The organism is Kitasatospora sp. NPDC032121 (assembly GCF_055580145.1).
In genome coordinates, this window is sequence record NZ_JBVILX010000002.1 from 736,548 (window position 1) to 752,600 (window position 16,053).

The 16,053-nt window shown below is 75.6% G+C and carries 13 protein-coding genes; 6 read left to right on the plus strand and 7 right to left on the minus strand.

The features are described 5' to 3' along the window. Window positions 1-4 precede the first annotated feature (4 nt). The 6 genes from ACZ5OX_RS09160 to ACZ5OX_RS09185 form a co-directional block, all read right to left on the minus strand. Entirely contained in the window at window positions 5-1,675 is a 1,671-nt protein-coding gene (locus ACZ5OX_RS09160) for an L-aspartate oxidase (protein ID WP_449791001.1), read from the minus strand. Window positions 1,676-1,690: 15 nt separating this feature from the next. Further along, window positions 1,691-2,140 (minus strand): aspartate 1-decarboxylase, encoded by a 450-nt coding sequence (gene panD / locus ACZ5OX_RS09165; protein ID WP_392867777.1) that lies wholly within the window; start codon window positions 2,138-2,140, stop codon window positions 1,691-1,693. A gap of 80 nt (window positions 2,141-2,220) precedes the next feature. Continuing rightward, entirely contained in the window at window positions 2,221-3,126 is a 906-nt protein-coding gene (panC, locus tag ACZ5OX_RS09170; RefSeq protein ID WP_465629365.1) for a pantoate--beta-alanine ligase, read from the minus strand. Beyond that, complete coding sequence (locus ACZ5OX_RS09175; RefSeq protein WP_465629366.1) at window positions 3,127-4,062, minus strand: Rossmann-like and DUF2520 domain-containing protein; 936 nt, start codon at window positions 4,060-4,062, stop codon at window positions 3,127-3,129. It lies immediately after the preceding gene. A gap of 100 nt (window positions 4,063-4,162) precedes the next feature. After that, the gene (locus tag ACZ5OX_RS09180) at window positions 4,163-4,852 is read right to left on the minus strand and encodes a response regulator (RefSeq protein WP_392867770.1); all 690 of its coding nucleotides are present in this window, start codon (window positions 4,850-4,852) and stop codon (window positions 4,163-4,165) included. 36 nt (window positions 4,853-4,888) lie between these two features. Continuing rightward, window positions 4,889-6,121 carry a sensor histidine kinase gene (locus tag ACZ5OX_RS09185; RefSeq protein ID WP_465629367.1) on the minus strand — a complete coding sequence of 411 codons (1,233 nt, stop codon included), beginning with the start codon at window positions 6,119-6,121 and terminating at the stop codon, window positions 4,889-4,891. A gap of 129 nt (window positions 6,122-6,250) precedes the next feature. On the opposite strand from ACZ5OX_RS09185, the gene ACZ5OX_RS09190 reads away from it, so the two are divergent. Both ACZ5OX_RS09190 and ACZ5OX_RS09195 read left to right on the plus strand, forming a co-directional pair. Then, window positions 6,251-7,267, plus strand: coding sequence for an SAM-dependent methyltransferase (locus ACZ5OX_RS09190; protein ID WP_465629368.1), 1,017 nt, complete (start codon window positions 6,251-6,253; stop codon window positions 7,265-7,267). After that, complete coding sequence (locus ACZ5OX_RS09195) at window positions 7,264-8,433, plus strand: NADH-quinone oxidoreductase subunit D (RefSeq protein WP_449791006.1); 1,170 nt, start codon at window positions 7,264-7,266, stop codon at window positions 8,431-8,433. Before ACZ5OX_RS09190 ends, ACZ5OX_RS09195 begins: the two co-directional genes overlap by 4 nt. 77 nt (window positions 8,434-8,510) lie before the next feature. Here ACZ5OX_RS09195 and ACZ5OX_RS09200 read toward each other — a convergent pair whose 3' ends face one another. Then, window positions 8,511-9,407 (minus strand): DUF3109 family protein, encoded by an 897-nt coding sequence (locus tag ACZ5OX_RS09200; RefSeq protein ID WP_392867763.1) that lies wholly within the window; start codon window positions 9,405-9,407, stop codon window positions 8,511-8,513. 252 nt (window positions 9,408-9,659) lie between these two features. Between ACZ5OX_RS09200 and ACZ5OX_RS09205 the strand changes: the two genes are divergently transcribed. The 4 genes from ACZ5OX_RS09205 to ACZ5OX_RS09220 all read left to right on the plus strand — a co-directional run bounded on the left by ACZ5OX_RS09205 (window position 9,660) and on the right by ACZ5OX_RS09220 (window position 15,839). Continuing rightward, entirely contained in the window at window positions 9,660-10,148 is a 489-nt protein-coding gene (locus ACZ5OX_RS09205) for a hypothetical protein (protein WP_465629369.1), read from the plus strand. A 74-nt stretch (window positions 10,149-10,222) separates the two neighbouring features. Next, window positions 10,223-13,000: a toxin glutamine deamidase domain-containing protein gene (locus ACZ5OX_RS09210; RefSeq protein ID WP_465629370.1), complete on the plus strand. Its 2,778-nt coding sequence runs from the start codon at window positions 10,223-10,225 to the stop codon at window positions 12,998-13,000. A 535-nt stretch (window positions 13,001-13,535) separates the two neighbouring features. Next, on the plus strand, window positions 13,536-14,744 hold the full coding sequence (locus ACZ5OX_RS09215; RefSeq protein WP_465629371.1) for an SUKH-4 family immunity protein: 1,209 nt from the start codon (window positions 13,536-13,538) through the stop codon (window positions 14,742-14,744). Between the two features lie 132 nt (window positions 14,745-14,876). After that, window positions 14,877-15,839 (plus strand): Ppx/GppA family phosphatase, encoded by a 963-nt coding sequence (locus ACZ5OX_RS09220; RefSeq protein WP_465629372.1) that lies wholly within the window; start codon window positions 14,877-14,879, stop codon window positions 15,837-15,839. Window positions 15,840-16,053 lie beyond the last annotated feature (214 nt).

Consider the following 16,053-nt stretch of genomic DNA (forward strand, 5'->3'; position numbering starts at 1 on the left):
GGTTCTACTGCTCCTCAGGGGTGCTGACCGGGCCGCCGGCGGCGGCGAGGGTGGTGATCAGGTGGCGCCGCCAGTGGGCGTCGTCGCGCTCGGGGAAGTCCTCGCGCCAGTGGCAGCCGCGGGTCTCCGCGCGCTGCGCGGCGGCCGCGACCAGGGAGGTGGCGACCAGCAGCAGGTTGGCGGCCTCCCAGGTCTCCACCCGGGGGTCGGCCGGCTTCTCCTCCGAGACGTGCGCGTACGCCTGCTCGGCGATCAGGGCGAGGCCGGCCGCGGCGTCGGCCATCGAGGCGGCCGAGCGCAGCACGCCCGCGCCGCGCGACATCAGCCGCTGGATCTCGGCGCGCGCCTCGGAGGCGGGCAGCGGGACGGCGTGCGCCGACCGGGCGGCCTCGACGTCCACGGTGCGCTCGGGCAGTTCGCCGGCCCCGTGCCGCGCGGCCAGGTCGGCGGCGATCCGCTCGGCGAAGACCAGGCCCTCCAGCAGCGAGTTGGAGGCCAGCCGGTTGGCGCCGTGCACCCCGGTGCAGGCGACCTCGCCGCAGGCGTACAGGCCGGGGACGCTGGTGCGGCCGTGCGGGTCGGTGCGCACGCCGCCGGAGGCGTAGTGCGCGGCCGGCGCGACCGGGATCGGCTCGGTGACCGGGTCGATGCCGTGGGCGCGGCAGGAGGCGAGGATGGTCGGGAAGCGGCGCTCCCACATCTCGGCGCCGAAGTGCCGTCCGTCCAGGAACATGTGCTCGGCGCCCTGCTCCTGCATGCGCCGGGTGATCGCCTTGGCGACGATGTCGCGCGGGGCCAGTTCGGCCAGCTCGTGCTGCCCGAGCATGAACCGGACGCCGTCCGCGTCCACCAGGTGGGCGCCCTCGCCGCGCACGGCCTCGGAGACCAGCGGCTGCTGGCCCTCGGCCTCGGGGCCGAGCCAGAGCACGGTCGGGTGGAACTGGACGAACTCCAGGTCGGTGACGGCGGCGCCGGCCCGCAGCGCGAGCGCCACGCCGTCGCCGGTGGAGACCGCCGGGTTGGTGGTGGCCGAGAAGACCTGGCCCATGCCGCCGGTGGCGAGCACCACCGCGCGGGCCCGGACGGCGCCGACGCCGTCGCGCGCGCCCTCGCCCATCACGTGCAGGGTGAGCCCGGCGGCGTGGCCCTCGGCGTCGGTCAGCAGGTCGAGCACCAGCGCGTGCTCGATCAGCTCGATGGCCGGGTCGGTGCGGACGGCGGCGACCAGGGCGCGCGATATCTCGGCGCCGGTCGCGTCCCCGCCCGCGTGCGCGATCCGGTTGCGGTGGTGGCCGCCCTCGCGGGTCAGCAGGATCTCGCCGGCCGCGCCGCGGTCGAAGGCGGCGCCGACCGCGATCAGCCGGCGGACGGCGTCCGGGCCCTCGGTGACCAGGGTGCGCACGGCCTCCTCGTCGCAGAGCCCGGCGCCGGCCACCAGGGTGTCGTCCAGGTGCTGTTCGGGGGTGTCCCCCTCGCCCAGGGCGGCCGCGATGCCGCCCTGGGCCCAGCGGGTGGAGCCGTCGTCCAGCATCGCCTTGGTGACCACCATGGCCCGCAGGCCGGCCTTGCGGACGTTGAGCGCGACGGTGAGACCGGCGACCCCGGAGCCGACCACGACCACGTCGGTGGTGGCGGTCCAGCCGGGGGCCGGGGCGGTGAGGCGGTGCGTGGACATGGGTGGGTGGCTCCTTCAGCGCGAGGCGGCGTCGGCCGCGCCGTTGCCGTCACCGTACGCCCTGTCCCCCCGGAGCAGCCCGGTGCCCTCCTGGGCCTCGGCGGCGTCCCCGCCCAGGCCGGTGATCCGGTTCCGCTCGTCCACGAAGACGATCCTCGGTTCGTAGCCCTTGGCCTCGGCCGTGTCCATCTGCCCGTAGGCGATGAGTATGACGAGGTCGCCGGGGTGGACGAGGCGGGCGGCGGCGCCGTTGATGCCGATCACGCCGGAGCCGCGCGGGCCGGCGATGGTGTACGTCTCCAGCCGGGCGCCGTTGTTGATGTCGACGATGTGGACCAGCTCGCCGGGGAGCAGGTCGGCGGCGTCGAGCAGGTCCTCGTCCACCGTGACGGATCCCACGTAGTGCAGGTCGGCCTGGGTCACGGTGGCCCGGTGGATCTTGGACTTGAGCATGGTGCGGAGCATTGCGGGTCACGCCTCCTGTGAGTGCATGCCTGAAGGGGGGTGTTGCTGCGGGTGTCGCCGCCGGTGTCGCCGACGGTGTCTCAGCGAACGATGATGCGGACGTTGTCGATCAGGCGGGTCGGGCCCACCTTCGCGGCGACGGCCAGCACGGCCTCGCCCTGGAAGTCGTCCGCCGCCTCCGAGAAGTCGTGCGGGTCGATCAGGGCGAGGTAGTCCAGGGTGACGCCCTCGGCGCCGTCCAGGGCGGCCGAGGCGGCCTCGCGGACGGCCTTCGGGCCCTGCGCGGCGGCGTCCCGGCCGGCGAACAGGGCCTTGGACAGGGCGAGCGCGTGGGCGCGCTCCTCCGCCGAGAGGTAGCGGTTGCGCGAGGACAGCGCCAGGCCGTCCTCCTCGCGGACGGTCGGCACGCCGACGATCTCGACGTCGAAGTCCAGGTCGGCGACCATCCGCTGGATGATCGCCAGCTGCTGGGCGTCCTTCTCGCCGAAGAAGGCGAAGTCCGGGTCGGTGATGTGCAGCAGCTTGGCGACCACGGTCAGCACGCCGTCGAAGTGGCCGGGCCGGGTGGCGCCCTCGTAGCGCTCGCCCATCGGGCCGGCCACCAGGCGCACCTGCGGCTCGCCGTTCGGGTAGACCTCCTCGACGGACGGCGCGAAGACCACGTCGGCGCCGTTCTCCTCGGCCAGCCGCACGTCCTCGTCGAGGCTGCGCGGGTAGCGCTCCAGGTCCTCGCCCGCGCCGAACTGGAGCGGGTTGACGAAGACCGTCACCGCGACCCGGCCGTCCCGGCCGACCTGCTTGCGGGCGGCCCGGATCAGCGCGGCGTGGCCCTCGTGCAGCGCGCCCATGGTCATCACGACGGCGTTGTCCACCGGCTGCTCGTCCGGCCAGAACGCGGCCTCGAATTCGTCCACGGTGCGGGTGACGACGGCCCGGTGGACCTTCGGCGTCCGCTGGGGCTTGTTCGACTGCTTACCGCGTGCCATCTAGGGCTTCTCCTCGTTCAGTACGTCCAGCAGCGCCGCCGCCGACGTTTCGTCGATCGTCCCGTTGGCGAGCGCCCGCTGTGCGGTGGCGCGGGCCATCGCACGGTAGGCCGCCGGGATGTCCGGGGACACCGTACTGAGCTGCGCCAGGTGGCGCCGTACGGTGCCCGAGTCGCCCCGGGCGACCGGACCGGTGAGGGCCGCGTCGCCGGAGCGCAGGCTGTTGTCCAGGGCGGCGCCCAGCAGCGGGCCGAGCATCCGGCCCGGCTCGGCGACGCCGGCCGTGCGCAGCAGGTCCATCGCCTGGGCGACCAGGGTGACCAGGTGGTTCGAGCCGTGGGCGAGGGCGGTGTGGTAGAGCGGGCGGACCTCCTCGGGCACCCACTCGGGCTCGCCGCCCATCTCCACCACCAGGGCCTCGGCGACCGGCCGAAGCTCCTCGGGCGCGGTCACGCCGAACGGGCAGCCGGCCAGCCGGGCCAGGTCCACCGAGGTGCCGGTGAAGGTCATCGCCGGGTGCAGGGCCAGCGGCAGCGCCCCGTCCCGGGTGGCGGGCTCCAGGATGCCGACGCCGTGCGCGCCGGAGGTGTGCACCAGCAGCTGCCCGGGGCGGACGGCGCCGGTGGCGGCGAGGCCGCCCACCAGGTCGGCCAGCGCGTCGTCCGGGACGGTCAGCAGCACCAGGTCGGCGGCGGCCAGGACCTGCGGCGGGGTGACGATCCGCACGCCCGGCAGCAGCGCCTCGGCGCGGCGGCGGGACACGGCGGACACCCCGGAGGCGGCGACCACGGTGTGCCCGGCGAGCTGGAGCGCCGCGCCCAGCGCGGGGCCCACCCGGCCGGTGCCGACCACGCCGACGGCCAGCCGGGCGGGCCGGTTGCCGGGGTCACCGGGGTCGCCGAACGGGGCGAACTCGCTGAAGTCGGACGAACCCATGTCCACCCTTGTCCTGAATGACCGTTCCGGTCCGCGACGGGTACCGGACGTACCGCCCCAGTGTACGGGCGCCGCCGCGGCCCGTTCGGGCCCGAGGTGGCTAGTCCGCGGCCCCGGCCCGGATCAGCCCGGCCTCGTACGCCAGGACCACGGCCTGGACCCGGTCGCGCAGGCCCAGCTTGGCCAGGATCCGGCCGACGTGGGTCTTCACGGTGGCCTCCGAGAGCACCAGCCGGGCCGCGATCTCGCCGTTCGACAGGCCCTGGGCGACCAGCAGGAACACTTCCCGCTCGCGCTCCGTCAGCGGGCCGAGGGCGTCGGAGCCGGGCGCGCTCTGCGGGGTGGGCAGCACCTCGGCGAAGCGGTCGATCATCCGGCGGGTGGTGGTCGGGGCGACCACCGCGTCCCCGCCGTGCACCGCGCGGATCGCGGCCACCAGCTCGGTCGGCGGGACGTCCTTGAGGAGGAAGCCGCTGGCGCCGGCCTTGAGCGCGGCGAAGGCGTACTCGTCCAGGTCGAAGGTGGTGAGGATGAGCACGTGCGGGGCGTTCGGCAGCGGGCTGCCGTCCTCGGCCAGGCAGATCCGGCGGGTCGCCTGCACGCCGTCCAGCCGCGGCATCCGGACGTCCATCAGGATCACGTCCACCTCGGTGTGACGCAGCTTCTCCAGGGCCTGCGCGCCGTCGCCAGCCTCGGCGGAGATCTCGATGTCGCCCTGCGACTGGAGGATCATCCGGAAACCGGTGCGCAGCAGTTCCTGGTCGTCGACGAGCATCACGCGGATGGTCAAGGTGGGACTCCTTGGAGGGGTGGACGGCGGACTGGGCTAGTGGGCCGCCTTGAGCGGCAGGACGGCGCGGATCCGGAAGCCGCCGCCGGGGCGGGGGCCCACGTCGAGGCTGCCGCTGACCATGCCGACGCGTTCGCGCATGCCGATCAGGCCGTGGCCGAGGCCGTCCGCGCCGCCGGCGGTCAGGTGCTCGTCGGTGCTGCCGCGCCCGTCGTCCTCCACCAGGACGGCCAGCTCGCGCTCGCCGAAGTCGACCGCGACCCGGGCGTGCACGTCGGGGCCGCCGTGCTTGCGGACGTTGGTGAGCGCCTCCTGGACGATCCGGTAGACGGTCAGCTCGACGCCGCGCGGCAGCTCGCGCGGCTGCCCGGAGGTGGCGTAGTCCACGTCGAGCCCGGCCGTGCGGACCTGCTCCAGCAGCTCCGGCAGCTCCTCGACGCCCGGTTGCGGCACGTACTCCTCGGCCTTGGTGTCGGCGGTGCGCAGCACGCCCAGCAGCCGGCGCATCTCGACCAGCGCCTGGCGGCCGGTGGAGGCGATCGTGCCGAGCGCCTCCTTCGCCTGCTGCGGGGAGTTGTCCAGGACGTACGCGGCGCCGTCGGCCTGGACGATCATCACCGAGACGTTGTGGGCGACCACGTCGTGCAGCTCGCGGGCGATCCGGGCCCGCTCGGCGGCGACCGCCACCTTGGACTGGGCGTCCCGCTCGCGCTCCAGCCGGGCGGCGCGGTCCTCCAGCTCGGTCAGGTAGGCGCGGCGGACCCTGGTCAGCCGGCCCCAGGCCCAGCAGAGGATGAACGGCGTGCTCATCAGCAGCGTGATCATCGCCGCCTCGCCGAAGCCGTACGGGCGGGTGTGGGCGTCGCCGGCCCCGTCGAAGACCGTCTTCACCGGCTTCATCTGCCAGAACACCAGCGGCCCGGCGGACAGGCCGGCCGCCAGGGCCAGTCGGGAGGTCCACTTGTGGCCGAAGGCGGCGCCCGTGTAGCCGAAGACCAGGTAGGCGATCGAGGAGAAGCCCGGTGCGACGCCCGCGATCACCTGGCCGACGCCGATGCAGGTGGCGGCGACCACCGTGAGGTCGGGGAAGCGCCGCCGGAAGACCATCAGCAGCGGCAGCAGCACCGCGAGCGCGATCGAGGCGTCGAAGCGCCAGCCCTCGTCGACGTTGGCCCCGTTCGGGAGCAGGCCGAAGAACAGCACGATCGCCGCCCAGGCGGCGTCGACCACCATGGGGTGACGGCGGAGCCAGGCGTTGAGTCGATGCACGTGTCCAGCGTAGGCAGTCGCCCGGTGTGCCCAGGTCCGCCAGTAGGGCGATCCGCCCTACTCCGTAGGTCGGAGAAGCACCTGATCCGATTGGGAGGGTCCTTCCCCCGCCGGGTAGCGTCCGGCCCCATGACTTGGATGCGGTGGGCGCCCGCCATGGAACAGGCCCTGTACGACCCCGGGCAGGGGTTCTACCGCAGGCCGGAGGGCCCGGCCGGGCACTTCCGCACCTCCGTGCACGCCTCACCGAGGTTCGCCCGTGCGGTGGCCCGGCTGCTGCTGGAGGTTGACGAGGCCCTCGGCCGTCCGGAGGAGCTGGCCCTGGTCGACATGGGGGCCGGGCGGGGCGAACTGCTCACCGGGGTCCTGGCCGAACTGCCCGCGCCGGTGCTGGCGCGGCTGCGCCCGTACGGCGTGGAGATCGCCGGGCGTCCGGCCGGCCTGCCGCCCACAGCCCTGTGGACGGACGAACCGCCGCGCGGCGTGACCGGGCTGCTGTTCGCCAACGAGTGGCTGGACAACGTCCCGCTGGACTGCGGCGAGGTGGACGAGGACGGGGTGCTGCGCTACCTCGAGGTGGACACCGGGACCGGCGAGCAGCGCCTCGGCGAGCCGGTCTCGGCGGCCGACGCGGCCTGGGCCGACCGCTGGTGGCCGGCCGTGGAGCCCGGCGAGGTGGTGGAGTTCGGCGCTCCCCGCGACGCCGCCTGGGCGCGGGCCGTGGCCGGGCTGGAGCGCGGGCTGGCCGTCGCCGTCGACTACGGGCACACCGCCGGGCGGCGCCCGCCGTTCGGCACGTACGCGGGCTTCCGGGACGGCCGGGAGGTGGCCCCGGTGCCGGACGGCTCCTGCGACGTCACCGCGCACGTCGCGCTGGACTCCGCCGCCGTGCCCGGTCTCCACAGCCTGTGGACAACCCAACGGGAGGCGTTGCGCGCGCTCGGCGTGAGTGGCGAGCGCCCGGCGCTCGCGCTGGCCTCCAGCGACCCGGCCGGCTACCTGCGGGCGCTCGGCGGGGCGGGGGAGGGGGCCGAGCTGACCGACCCGGGCGGCCTCGGCGCCTTCGGGTGGCTGGTGCAGGCCGTCCGCATGCCGGAACCGGTGAGCTTGGCGGGCCTGCCGGGATGGCAGACTCTGGGGGCATGAGGGAGACCACGGTCGGCATCGGGGCGGGAGCCGAGAACTTCACCGGCGCGGCGGGCACCACCGACATGGTGCTCAACATCGGCCCGCAGCACCCGGCCACCCACGGCGTGCTGCGGCTGCGGATGCTGCTCGACGGCGAGCGCATCGTGAGCGCCGAGCCGGTGATCGGCTACATGCACCGGGGCGCCGAGAAGCTGTTCGAGGCCCGCGACTACCGGCAGATCATCATGCTGGCCAACCGGCACGACTGGCTCTCCGCCTTCTCCAACGAACTCGGCGTCGTCATGGCCGTCGAGCGGATGCTCGGCATGGAGGTCCCCGAGCGGGCGGTGTGGATCCGCACCCTGCTCGCCGAACTCAACCGGGTGCTCAACCACCTGATGTTCCTCGGCTCGTACCCGCTGGAGCTGGGCGGGATCACCCCCGTCTTCCACGCCTTCAACGGCCGCGAGGACCTCCAGCACGTGCTGGAGGAGGCCTCCGGCGGCCGGATGCACTACATGTTCAACCGGGTCGGCGGCCTCAAGGAGGACCTGCCGGCCGGCTGGCTCGGCCGGGTCCGCACCGCCGTCGCCACCGTGCGCTCGCAGCTGCCGGTCTTCGAGGACCTCGTCCTCGGCAACGAGATCTTCCGCGCCCGCACCGCCGGCGTCGGCGTCCTCACCCGGGCGCAGGCCGAGGCGTACGGCGTCAGCGGCCCGATCGCCCGGGCCAGCGGCCTGGACCTCGACCTGCGCCGCGACGAGCCGTACCTCGCGTACGGCTCCGAGGAACTGCGGCAGGTGCTCACCGTGGTCACCCGCGAGGAGGGCGACTGCCTGGCCCGCTTCGAGTGCCTGCTGGAGCAGACCCTCAACTCGCTGGACCTCGCCGACGCCTGCCTCGACAAGCTCGCCGCGCTGCCGCCCGGCCCGGTCAACCAGCGGCTGCCCAAGGTGCTCAAGGCACCCGAGGGCAGCACCTACGCGTGGACCGAGAACCCGCTCGGGATCAACGGCTACTACCTGGTCTCGCGCGGCGACAAGACGCCGTGGCGGCTCAAGCTGCGCTCGGCGTCCTTCAACAACATCCAGGCGCTGACCGAACTGCTGCCGGGGACGCTGGTCGCGGACATGGTGGCGATCCTGGGGTCGATGTTCTTCGTGGTCGGGGACATCGACAAGTAGGGCCCCGGGCCCGGCCCCGGGCTTCCGGGCGCCGCCCCACCAGGACGTCCGGTGGGCCGGACGCCCTGGTACCCCGGTCAGGCCTTCTTGGGCTTCTTGACCGGGTCGGCCGGGTGCGGGGCCACCTTGCGGTCGCCCTTGGTGGCGATCCGCTCCTCGCACAGCCGGGCCAGCACCTCGTAGCCGGCCCTGCCCATCAGCTCGGTGAGCTCGGGACGGTAGCTGACGTACACCGGCTCCGCGCCCTGGTGGGCCGCCGGGGCGCCGGTGCACCACCAGTGCAGGTCGTGGCCGCCCGGGCCCCAGCCGCGGCGGTCGTACTCGCCGATCGACACCTGGAGGTAGCGGGTGTCGTCGGGGCGGTCGATCCAGTCGTAGGTGCGGCGGATCGGCAGCTGCCAGCAGACGTCCGGCTTGGTCTCCAGCGGCTCGCGGCCCTCCTTGAGCGCGAGCGCGTGCAGGGCGCAGCCGGCGCCGCCCGCGAAGTCCGGGCTGTTCACGAAGATGCAGGCGCCGCCGACCCGGCGGGTCTGGCGGTCGCCGTCCTCGTCCAGCATGGTGATGCCGCCGTCGGACCTGATCCGGCCCTTGGCGTCGGTGCCCTCGGCGAAGTTCTCCCACAGCTCGGGGGTCAGCCGGGCCGCGTGCCCCAGGACGCGCTGCTCGTCGTCCTCGTCCGAGTAGTGCGCGCCCAGCGTGCAGCAGCCGTCCGACTCGCCCCGGCCCTCGCGGATGCCGTGGCAGCCCTGGCCGAAGACGCAGGACCAGCGGGAGGTCAGCCAGGTGAGGTCGCAGCGGAAGACCTGCTCCTCGTCGGCGGGGTCGGCGAACTCGACCCAGGCGCGGGGGAAGTCGAGCGGGACCTCGTCGCGCGGGATCTCGCGGCGCAGGGTCGGCATCGCGAGGTCGACGGGGGCGGGGGAGGCCTTGGGCTTCGCCTTGGCCTTCTTCTTGGACGTTTCTGCTGGTGCCACTCGGCAAGGGTAGAGCTTTCGGGGGTGGTGGCGCGGTGGCGGGACCGGTCGCGGTTCCGGGGGTGCTTCCGGTGGCGGTGCCGGTGGTGCTTCCGGGGGCGGTTCCGCGGGCGGGACGGATGGCGGCCCCCGCCGCGGGGACGCCGGGGTGAAGGCGGGGTGAAGAGGTCCGGCGGGGCGTGCGGGCGGGCCCGGCGGCGTGCCTAGGATGGCGGCCGGTCCGCTACGGGCCCGCTACGGGGAGGTACGGGGATGACAGGCGGCAGCACCGGGGCGTCCGGCCGCGCGGGTGGGGAGTTCGTCCTCAGGCCGTGGGAACTGCACGGCGAGGGGCGGGAGTTCGAGAAGCTCGGCGGCGAACTGGCGAAGGCCGTCACCGCCCTGGAGGAGGGGCTCGCCGCGATCGGCGCGCCCTGGGGCGCGGACCAGCCGGGCAGCGGCTTCGCCACCGTGTACGGGCAGGCGCGCGGCGAACTCGTCGGCGGGTTGCGGGGGTTGGCCGGACGGGTGACCGGGGTCGGGGCCGGGCTGCACACGATGGCCGCGCGGACGGCGGACACGGACAGCTCGGCGGCGAGCGGGTTCGGGGCCACGGCGGTGCCGGTGGGCCCGGGGGCGGCGGCTGCTTCGGGGGTGCCGGCTGGTTCGGGGGTGTCGGCGGTGACGTCCGCGGTGTACTCGACGGTGCCCGAGGCAACCCCGGGGGCCGTTCCCGTCGTCCCCGGGGACAAGTCGGTCTGACCGATCCGGCTCCAGGACGGACCGGCTCCGGGACGGAGCGGTCCGAGGCGGACCGGCTCGAAGGGGGAAAGCGCGTGTCCAGGAAACTGCCCGAGGAACTGGCCCCGGTGCTGGCCAGGACCGGCCAGCAGTGGCCGCAGGCCGACGAGGAGGGCCTGCGCAAGGCCGCCGGGGTCTGGCGTGAGTTCGGCAAGGAGGCCGACCGGCTCACCCGGCGCTGCGGCGAGTCCGTCCGGCGGGTCACCGCCGACAACTCCGGCCACGCGGTCGAGGCCTTCGGCGCGTACTGGCAGGGCTTCAGCGGCGGCGGCAGGGGCCACCTGGACGACGCGCACAGCGCGGTCGGGCTGGTCGCCGGGGCCTTCGACACCGCCGCGCGGGCCGTGGACACCTGCAAGGCCGAGATCATCGCGACCCTGCGGCAGCTCGCCGCCGAGCTCAAGCAGGCCGAGGAGCAGGCGGCCAAGGCCAAGGAGGCGGCCGGCCGGGCAGCCGCGGCGGTCGACGGCGACCCGACGAAGAGCGGGGTGGTCGGCGGACTGGAGACCGCCGTCGGCGGCCTCGCCACCAAGCTGAAGAACGCCGCCGCCGAGCAGGTCGCGGCGGGGGTGGCGGCCGTCGCCGTCGAGGCCGCCGCGCTGAAGATCGGCGGACTGCTCGCCGAGCTCGGCCGCGCCATGAAGGACGGCCTGTCCGGCGCACTCAAGGAGCCCGCCGCCGTCGCCCTGCTGAAGCTCGGCACCGCGCAGGGCACGGGGATCACCGCCGCCTCGTACCGCGCCGGCGCGTTCGACCCGCTCGCCGCCGGACTGCCCGCCGCCCTCGGCGAACCCGGCGTGCTCGGCGCGGACGGCTCCGGGCTGGTCCTGCTCGCCGGGAAGGACGGCAAGCCGCTGGTCGGCGTGCCCGGGCTGACGGTCAAGGTGGACGAGCACGGCAAGCCGGTCCTCGGCCCGGACGGGCAGCCCGTCATCCTGCGCGCCGACGGCACGCCGGTCGCCGACGCCGCCGGGCTGCTGGTCGTCCCCGGGCCGGACGGGAAGCCGGTGGTCGGGGTCGCGGACCTGGCCGTCCGACTGGACGAACACGGGCGGCCGGTGCTCACCGACGAGGACGGCAAGGCGGTCCGCGGGGTGCCGATCGCCGGGCTCACGCCGGGGGCGGACGGGCCGGGTGGCGACAAGCCCGGCGCCGACAGGCCGTCGGCGGGTGGGACGCCCGACGGGCCGGCGGATCCGAAGGTGCCGGGGGTCGTGACGGTGGCCTCGGTCGCGGTGGCGGACCCGGGGGCGGTGGTCGGCGGGCCGGATGTGGCGGTGGCGGCGGGCGCTTCGGCGGGTGCGGGCTCGGGTGCGGGTGTGGGCTCGGGTGCGGTGGCGGCCGGGGGCGGGGGTGGCCTCTGGGGCTCGGCGGGGCAGCACCGGGCGGCGGGTGGCGGCGGTGGCGGCGGGGGTGGCGGTGGCGGTGGTGACTCGGTGCCGTCCGGTGCCGCTCCGGTCCGGCAGGGCGGCGGGTCGGCGGGCTGGTCGGACGGGGACTACCCGCTCCAGGCGCCCGCGGCCTCCTCGCACGGCAGTGCGGTCGGGGGCGGTGGCGGCGGGCCGGTGACCGTACGGACGGACTCGGTGAGTGCGCCGGTCGCGCCCGTCACGGCGCCGTCCGTCGGCGGTCCCTCGCACGGTCCGGCACCGGAGGCCCCGCCGACGGTCCGGCCGGTCGCGGCGCCCGGGCAGTTCGCGGCCCCGGCGTACGGCGGCGGGTACGGCGGGCACGGCGGGTATCCGGCGCCCGGGCCGGTCGGCACCGTCGGGCCCGGGCCGCTGGCGGGCAGCGGCGGCGGGCCCGTGAACGTGGCGGCTCCGTTCGGCAGCGGCGTCGGGGCGGGCGCGTCCGGCAGCCCTGGTGGTGTGGTGGGTGGTGTGGTGGGCGGCGGTACGGCCGTCGGCGGGCCGCAGCCCGGCGCTCCGGGGGCCAGGACCCCGGCCGGCGCCGCGCCGAACCCGGTCGTCGGACCGCCGGTCCACGCCGCCCCGCCGCCTCCGGCCGCACCCCCGATCGTCGGGACCACCCCGGTGATCGGCCGGCCCGAGCCGCACCCGGGGGAGGCCCGGCGGCGGGAGAACGCGGCGGGCCTCGCCGACCCCACCCTCGCCTGGGGCGCGGTGCCGGTCGCGACCGCCCACGCGATGGCCCTCCAACTCGCCCTGCGGGCACGGCGCGGAGCCCAGCCGGAGGACCCGGCGGTCCGGCCGCGCAGCATCACCGACAGCCGACCGTACGGCCTGCCGGGCGGGCTCGGGCCGGTCGACCCGGAGCACCAGGCCGAGGTCGAACGCCGCATGCCCCGGGACGAGGACGGCCTGCCCGTCCGCCACCCCGACCCGGCGGTCGGCGGCTGGGCGGAGGTCGTCAACGACGGTGGCCACCGCGAACCGGGCCGGGCCAACAACAGCCTGGAGATCGCCCTCTCGGCGGTCGAGTGCTACACCGGCCGCCCGACCTGCGCGGCCCCGCGCATCCCCACCGAGGGCGACGCAGGCGAACGCGGCGGCCGCGACCGCGCGGAACGCGAACTCGGCGCCCCCTTCCGGGACCTGGGCGACGGCGGCCCGGCCTTCGACCGCCTCACCGACGACCTCCGCCGCGCCGGCCACGGCTCCCAGGCCGTACTGCTCACCCTCGACGCCTACGGCCGCCCGCACGCCTGGAACGCCGTCAACCACCAGGACACCGTCACCTACCTCGACCACCAACTCGCCCGCCAGGCCCCCACCCCCCTCCACCCCGCCACCCACGGCCTCTGGGCCATCGCCCTCACCCCCGAAGGCCGCCCCCTCACCCCCACCCCCTGACCCGCCCCCACCGGAAGCCGCCCCCGACTCCCCGTGCCACCCACCCCGGCGGGAACCACGAGATCGGCGTCTCCCTTGATCAGGGTGTCCACCTGATTCATGACACTCCCGAATCACCAGGCCCCGCACAGGAAGTCGGCCCGCCCGATTTCCCGCGCGTGCCTGGCCTGGCGCCCGTCAGTGGGGGCGGGGAACGGGGTGTGAGAAGTCGATGGGGTCGACTTCCTGCGCTGCTGGGCCCGTGCCTTGCGGCGGAGAGGCAGGGGAGGGGGAGGGGGTGCGTGAGAAGTCGGCCCGCCCGACTTCCTGCGCCAGCCTCCGGCCGCGGAGTTACGGGGCTCCCGCGTGAGAAGTCGGCTCGCCCGACTTCTCACGCAGGGGATGGTGATGGGGGCGTAGGGTCGCGGGTCAGGTCGGGATGGGGCTGGGAGTGGACGGACGGGGTGGTCGGGTGATTGCGCGGGCGCAGGCGGTGGAGGCCGGGCACCGGTGGATCAACGGGGATCTGCCGCAGGGGGCCGGGGCGGTGCGGCGGGTGTGCACGCATGAGTTCGAGCTCGGCTGGGTGGTGTGGGCCGAGCCCGCCCGGGTGGTGGTGGATCCGCGGACGGGGGAGCGGCGGGCGCCCGAGGAGGTGGGGGCGGCCTGCGCCGTGGTGGACCGGGAGAGCGGACGGTTCACGGTGTGGCCCTCGGTGCCGGTGGACGAAGTGGTCGGGCTGTACCGGGACTTCGTCGGCGCGGGCGGCTACGACCCGACCCTCCCGCCCGCGACCGGCCGGGGTGCCCGGGCCGAGCTGACCTACCGGGACGGCACCGGCGAGGAGCGGTCGCTGGCCCTGCGTTCCGCGGCGGGCATGCCGCACCCGGCACTGCGCGGCTGGTGGTGGCTGCGCGAGCAGGGCGTCGCCGCCGGGGACGTGCTGGCCGTCCGGACCGACCTGCGGCCGAGCGCACTGCCCGGTGGCTACTGGTCGTACGCGCTGGCCGCCGAACTGCCCCACGCCCGGATCAACTTCGAGCTCCCGTACGGCCCGCGCTTCGACCACCGGGCCGCCGCCGTACGGGCGCTGCCCGCGTCGCCGGACGGTCCGGCCCGCAACCGGGTGCCCTTTCCCCGCGCGGTGCGCCCCGCGCCCGACGAGCCCGACGCGGCGCTCGCCGCCCGGCTCGCGGAGCGGTTCGGCCCGGCGGGTGTCCAGCGCTTCGAGCCGGCCGACGTCGCGCGCGCCGAGCTGCCCGGGGACGCGGCCGCGCTGCTGCTGACGGTTGGCGTCCCGGTGGCCGTGCCGGGGTTCTTCGCCCTGCACCACCCCGGGCCGGACGCGATCGCCGACGGCGCCCGCCAGGGCGGCGTCCTGCCCCCGCTCGCCGGGTACCTGGCCGAGCTGGGCCGCGGTACCAGGGTGGCCGAGCGGGAGCGCCTGGCGCTCGCCGGGCAGCTGCTGCTGGGGACGGACGGCTGGGCGCTGCTGGCCCTCGACCCGGTGGCCGGAGCCGTCCGGGCGGTGGACCCGGACTACGCGACCGCCCGCCACTGCAACGCCGACCTGTGCGCCTTCGTCCGCTGCCTGGAGGTGTTCGCCGGCTGGTGGCCCGCTCTGCGCGGGCTCGACCCGGTGGCCGCCGGCGGGGCGGTGGACGCCCTGCAGCTGGCGCTGGCGGCGGTGGACGGCACGGTCTTCGCGGACCCGGAGAACTGGTGGGCCGTCATCGTGGAGCAGCTGTGGGACGGACTGCTGTGAGGAACGGCCCGCTGTGAGGGACGACCGGGGCCGGCGACCCCCGCTCCGCCGCCCGCCGACCGGTCCCGGACCAGCGCGACTACCGTCACACCCCCCGCTCGGCGGCTCCCGGATCGCGTAGCGTGGAGAGTTATGCGACTCGGTGTGCTCGACGTAGGTTCCAACACGGTCCACTTCCTCGTGGTGGACGCCCATCCGGGCGCTGCTCCGCTGCCCGCGTACTCGCACAAGGCCGAGCTGCGCCTGGCCGAGCTGCTGGACGCGGACGGTGCGATAACGGAGGCCGGCATCGAGCGGCTGGTGGGCCACGTCGCCTCCTCGCTGCGGGTCGCCGAGGACAAGGGCGTCGTCGACATCCTCCCGTTCGCCACCTCCGCCGTGCGCGAGGCCGCCAACGGTGAGGAGGTGTTGCGCCGGGTGACCGCCGAGACCGGCGTCGAGCTGCGCGTGCTCTCCGGGCAGGACGAGGCCCGGCTCACCTTCCTGGCCGTCCGCCGCTGGTTCGGCTGGTCCTCGGGCCGGCTGCTCAACCTGGACATCGGCGGCGGCTCGCTGGAGATCGCCTGCGGTCTGGACGAGCAGCCGGACGTCGCCTGCTCGCTGCCGCTGGGCGCCGGCCGGCTGACCGCCCGCTGGCTGCCAGGGGACGTCGCCGACCCGGACGGGCTGCGCGAGCTGAGACGCCACATCCGGGCCGAGCTCGCCACGGTGGTCGGCGAGATCATCCGGCTCGGCCCGCCGCGGCACGCCGTCGCCACCTCCAAGACCTTCAAGCAGCTGGCCCGGATGACCGGCGCCGCCCCTGCCGACGCCGGTCCGTACACCGACCGCCGGCTCACCCGCAGTGGGCTGGCCTCCTGGCTGCCCCGGCTGTCCGCGATGACCGTCGCCGAGCGCGCCCGGATCCCCGGTGTCTCCGAGGGGCGGGCCAAGCAGCTGCTGGCCGGCGCGTTGGTCGCCGACGCCGCGATGGACCTGTTCGGGCTGGAGGAGCTGGACGTCTGCCCGTGGGCGCTGCGCGAGGGCATCATCCTGCGCCGCCTGGACGCGATGGACGGCTCGGCCGACCGCCGCCGCCCGGCGCTCACCTCGTAAGCCGGGGGCGCGGCCCGTAGTCCGCGCCCCCGGCCGCGCCAGGCGGCCGCCCGGCCCCGTTCGCCCCGCCCCGGAGCCGGGGCGCCCCGGAGGACCGCCGACCGACCGGGCCCGGGGCAACGTGCCGATGGTCACTGCGCCGGTCATCCCGTCCCGTTCGCCGCGTGCTCCGCTTACGCTGTCTCCCGTGGTGCAACCAGCGGACGAGGACGGA

Bases quoted from the DNA above. Each gene is read 5' to 3' on its own strand.
- ACZ5OX_RS09205 (WP_465629369.1), top strand. From the start codon at position 9,660: ATGACAGGCGGCAGCACCGGGGCGTCCGGCCGCGCGGGTGGGGAGTTC.
- ACZ5OX_RS09175 (WP_465629366.1), bottom strand. From the start codon at position 4,062: ATGGGTTCGTCCGACTTCAGCGAGTTCGCCCCGTTCGGCGACCCCGGT.
- ACZ5OX_RS09195 (WP_449791006.1), top strand. From the start codon at position 7,264: ATGAGGGAGACCACGGTCGGCATCGGGGCGGGAGCCGAGAACTTCACC.
- ACZ5OX_RS09160 (WP_449791001.1), bottom strand. From the start codon at position 1,675: ATGTCCACGCACCGCCTCACCGCCCCGGCCCCCGGCTGGACCGCCACC.
- panD (WP_392867777.1), bottom strand. From the start codon at position 2,140: ATGCTCCGCACCATGCTCAAGTCCAAGATCCACCGGGCCACCGTGACC.
- panC (WP_465629365.1), bottom strand. From the start codon at position 3,126: ATGGCACGCGGTAAGCAGTCGAACAAGCCCCAGCGGACGCCGAAGGTC.
- ACZ5OX_RS09190 (WP_465629368.1), top strand. From the start codon at position 6,251: ATGACTTGGATGCGGTGGGCGCCCGCCATGGAACAGGCCCTGTACGAC.
- ACZ5OX_RS09220 (WP_465629372.1), top strand. From the start codon at position 14,877: ATGCGACTCGGTGTGCTCGACGTAGGTTCCAACACGGTCCACTTCCTC.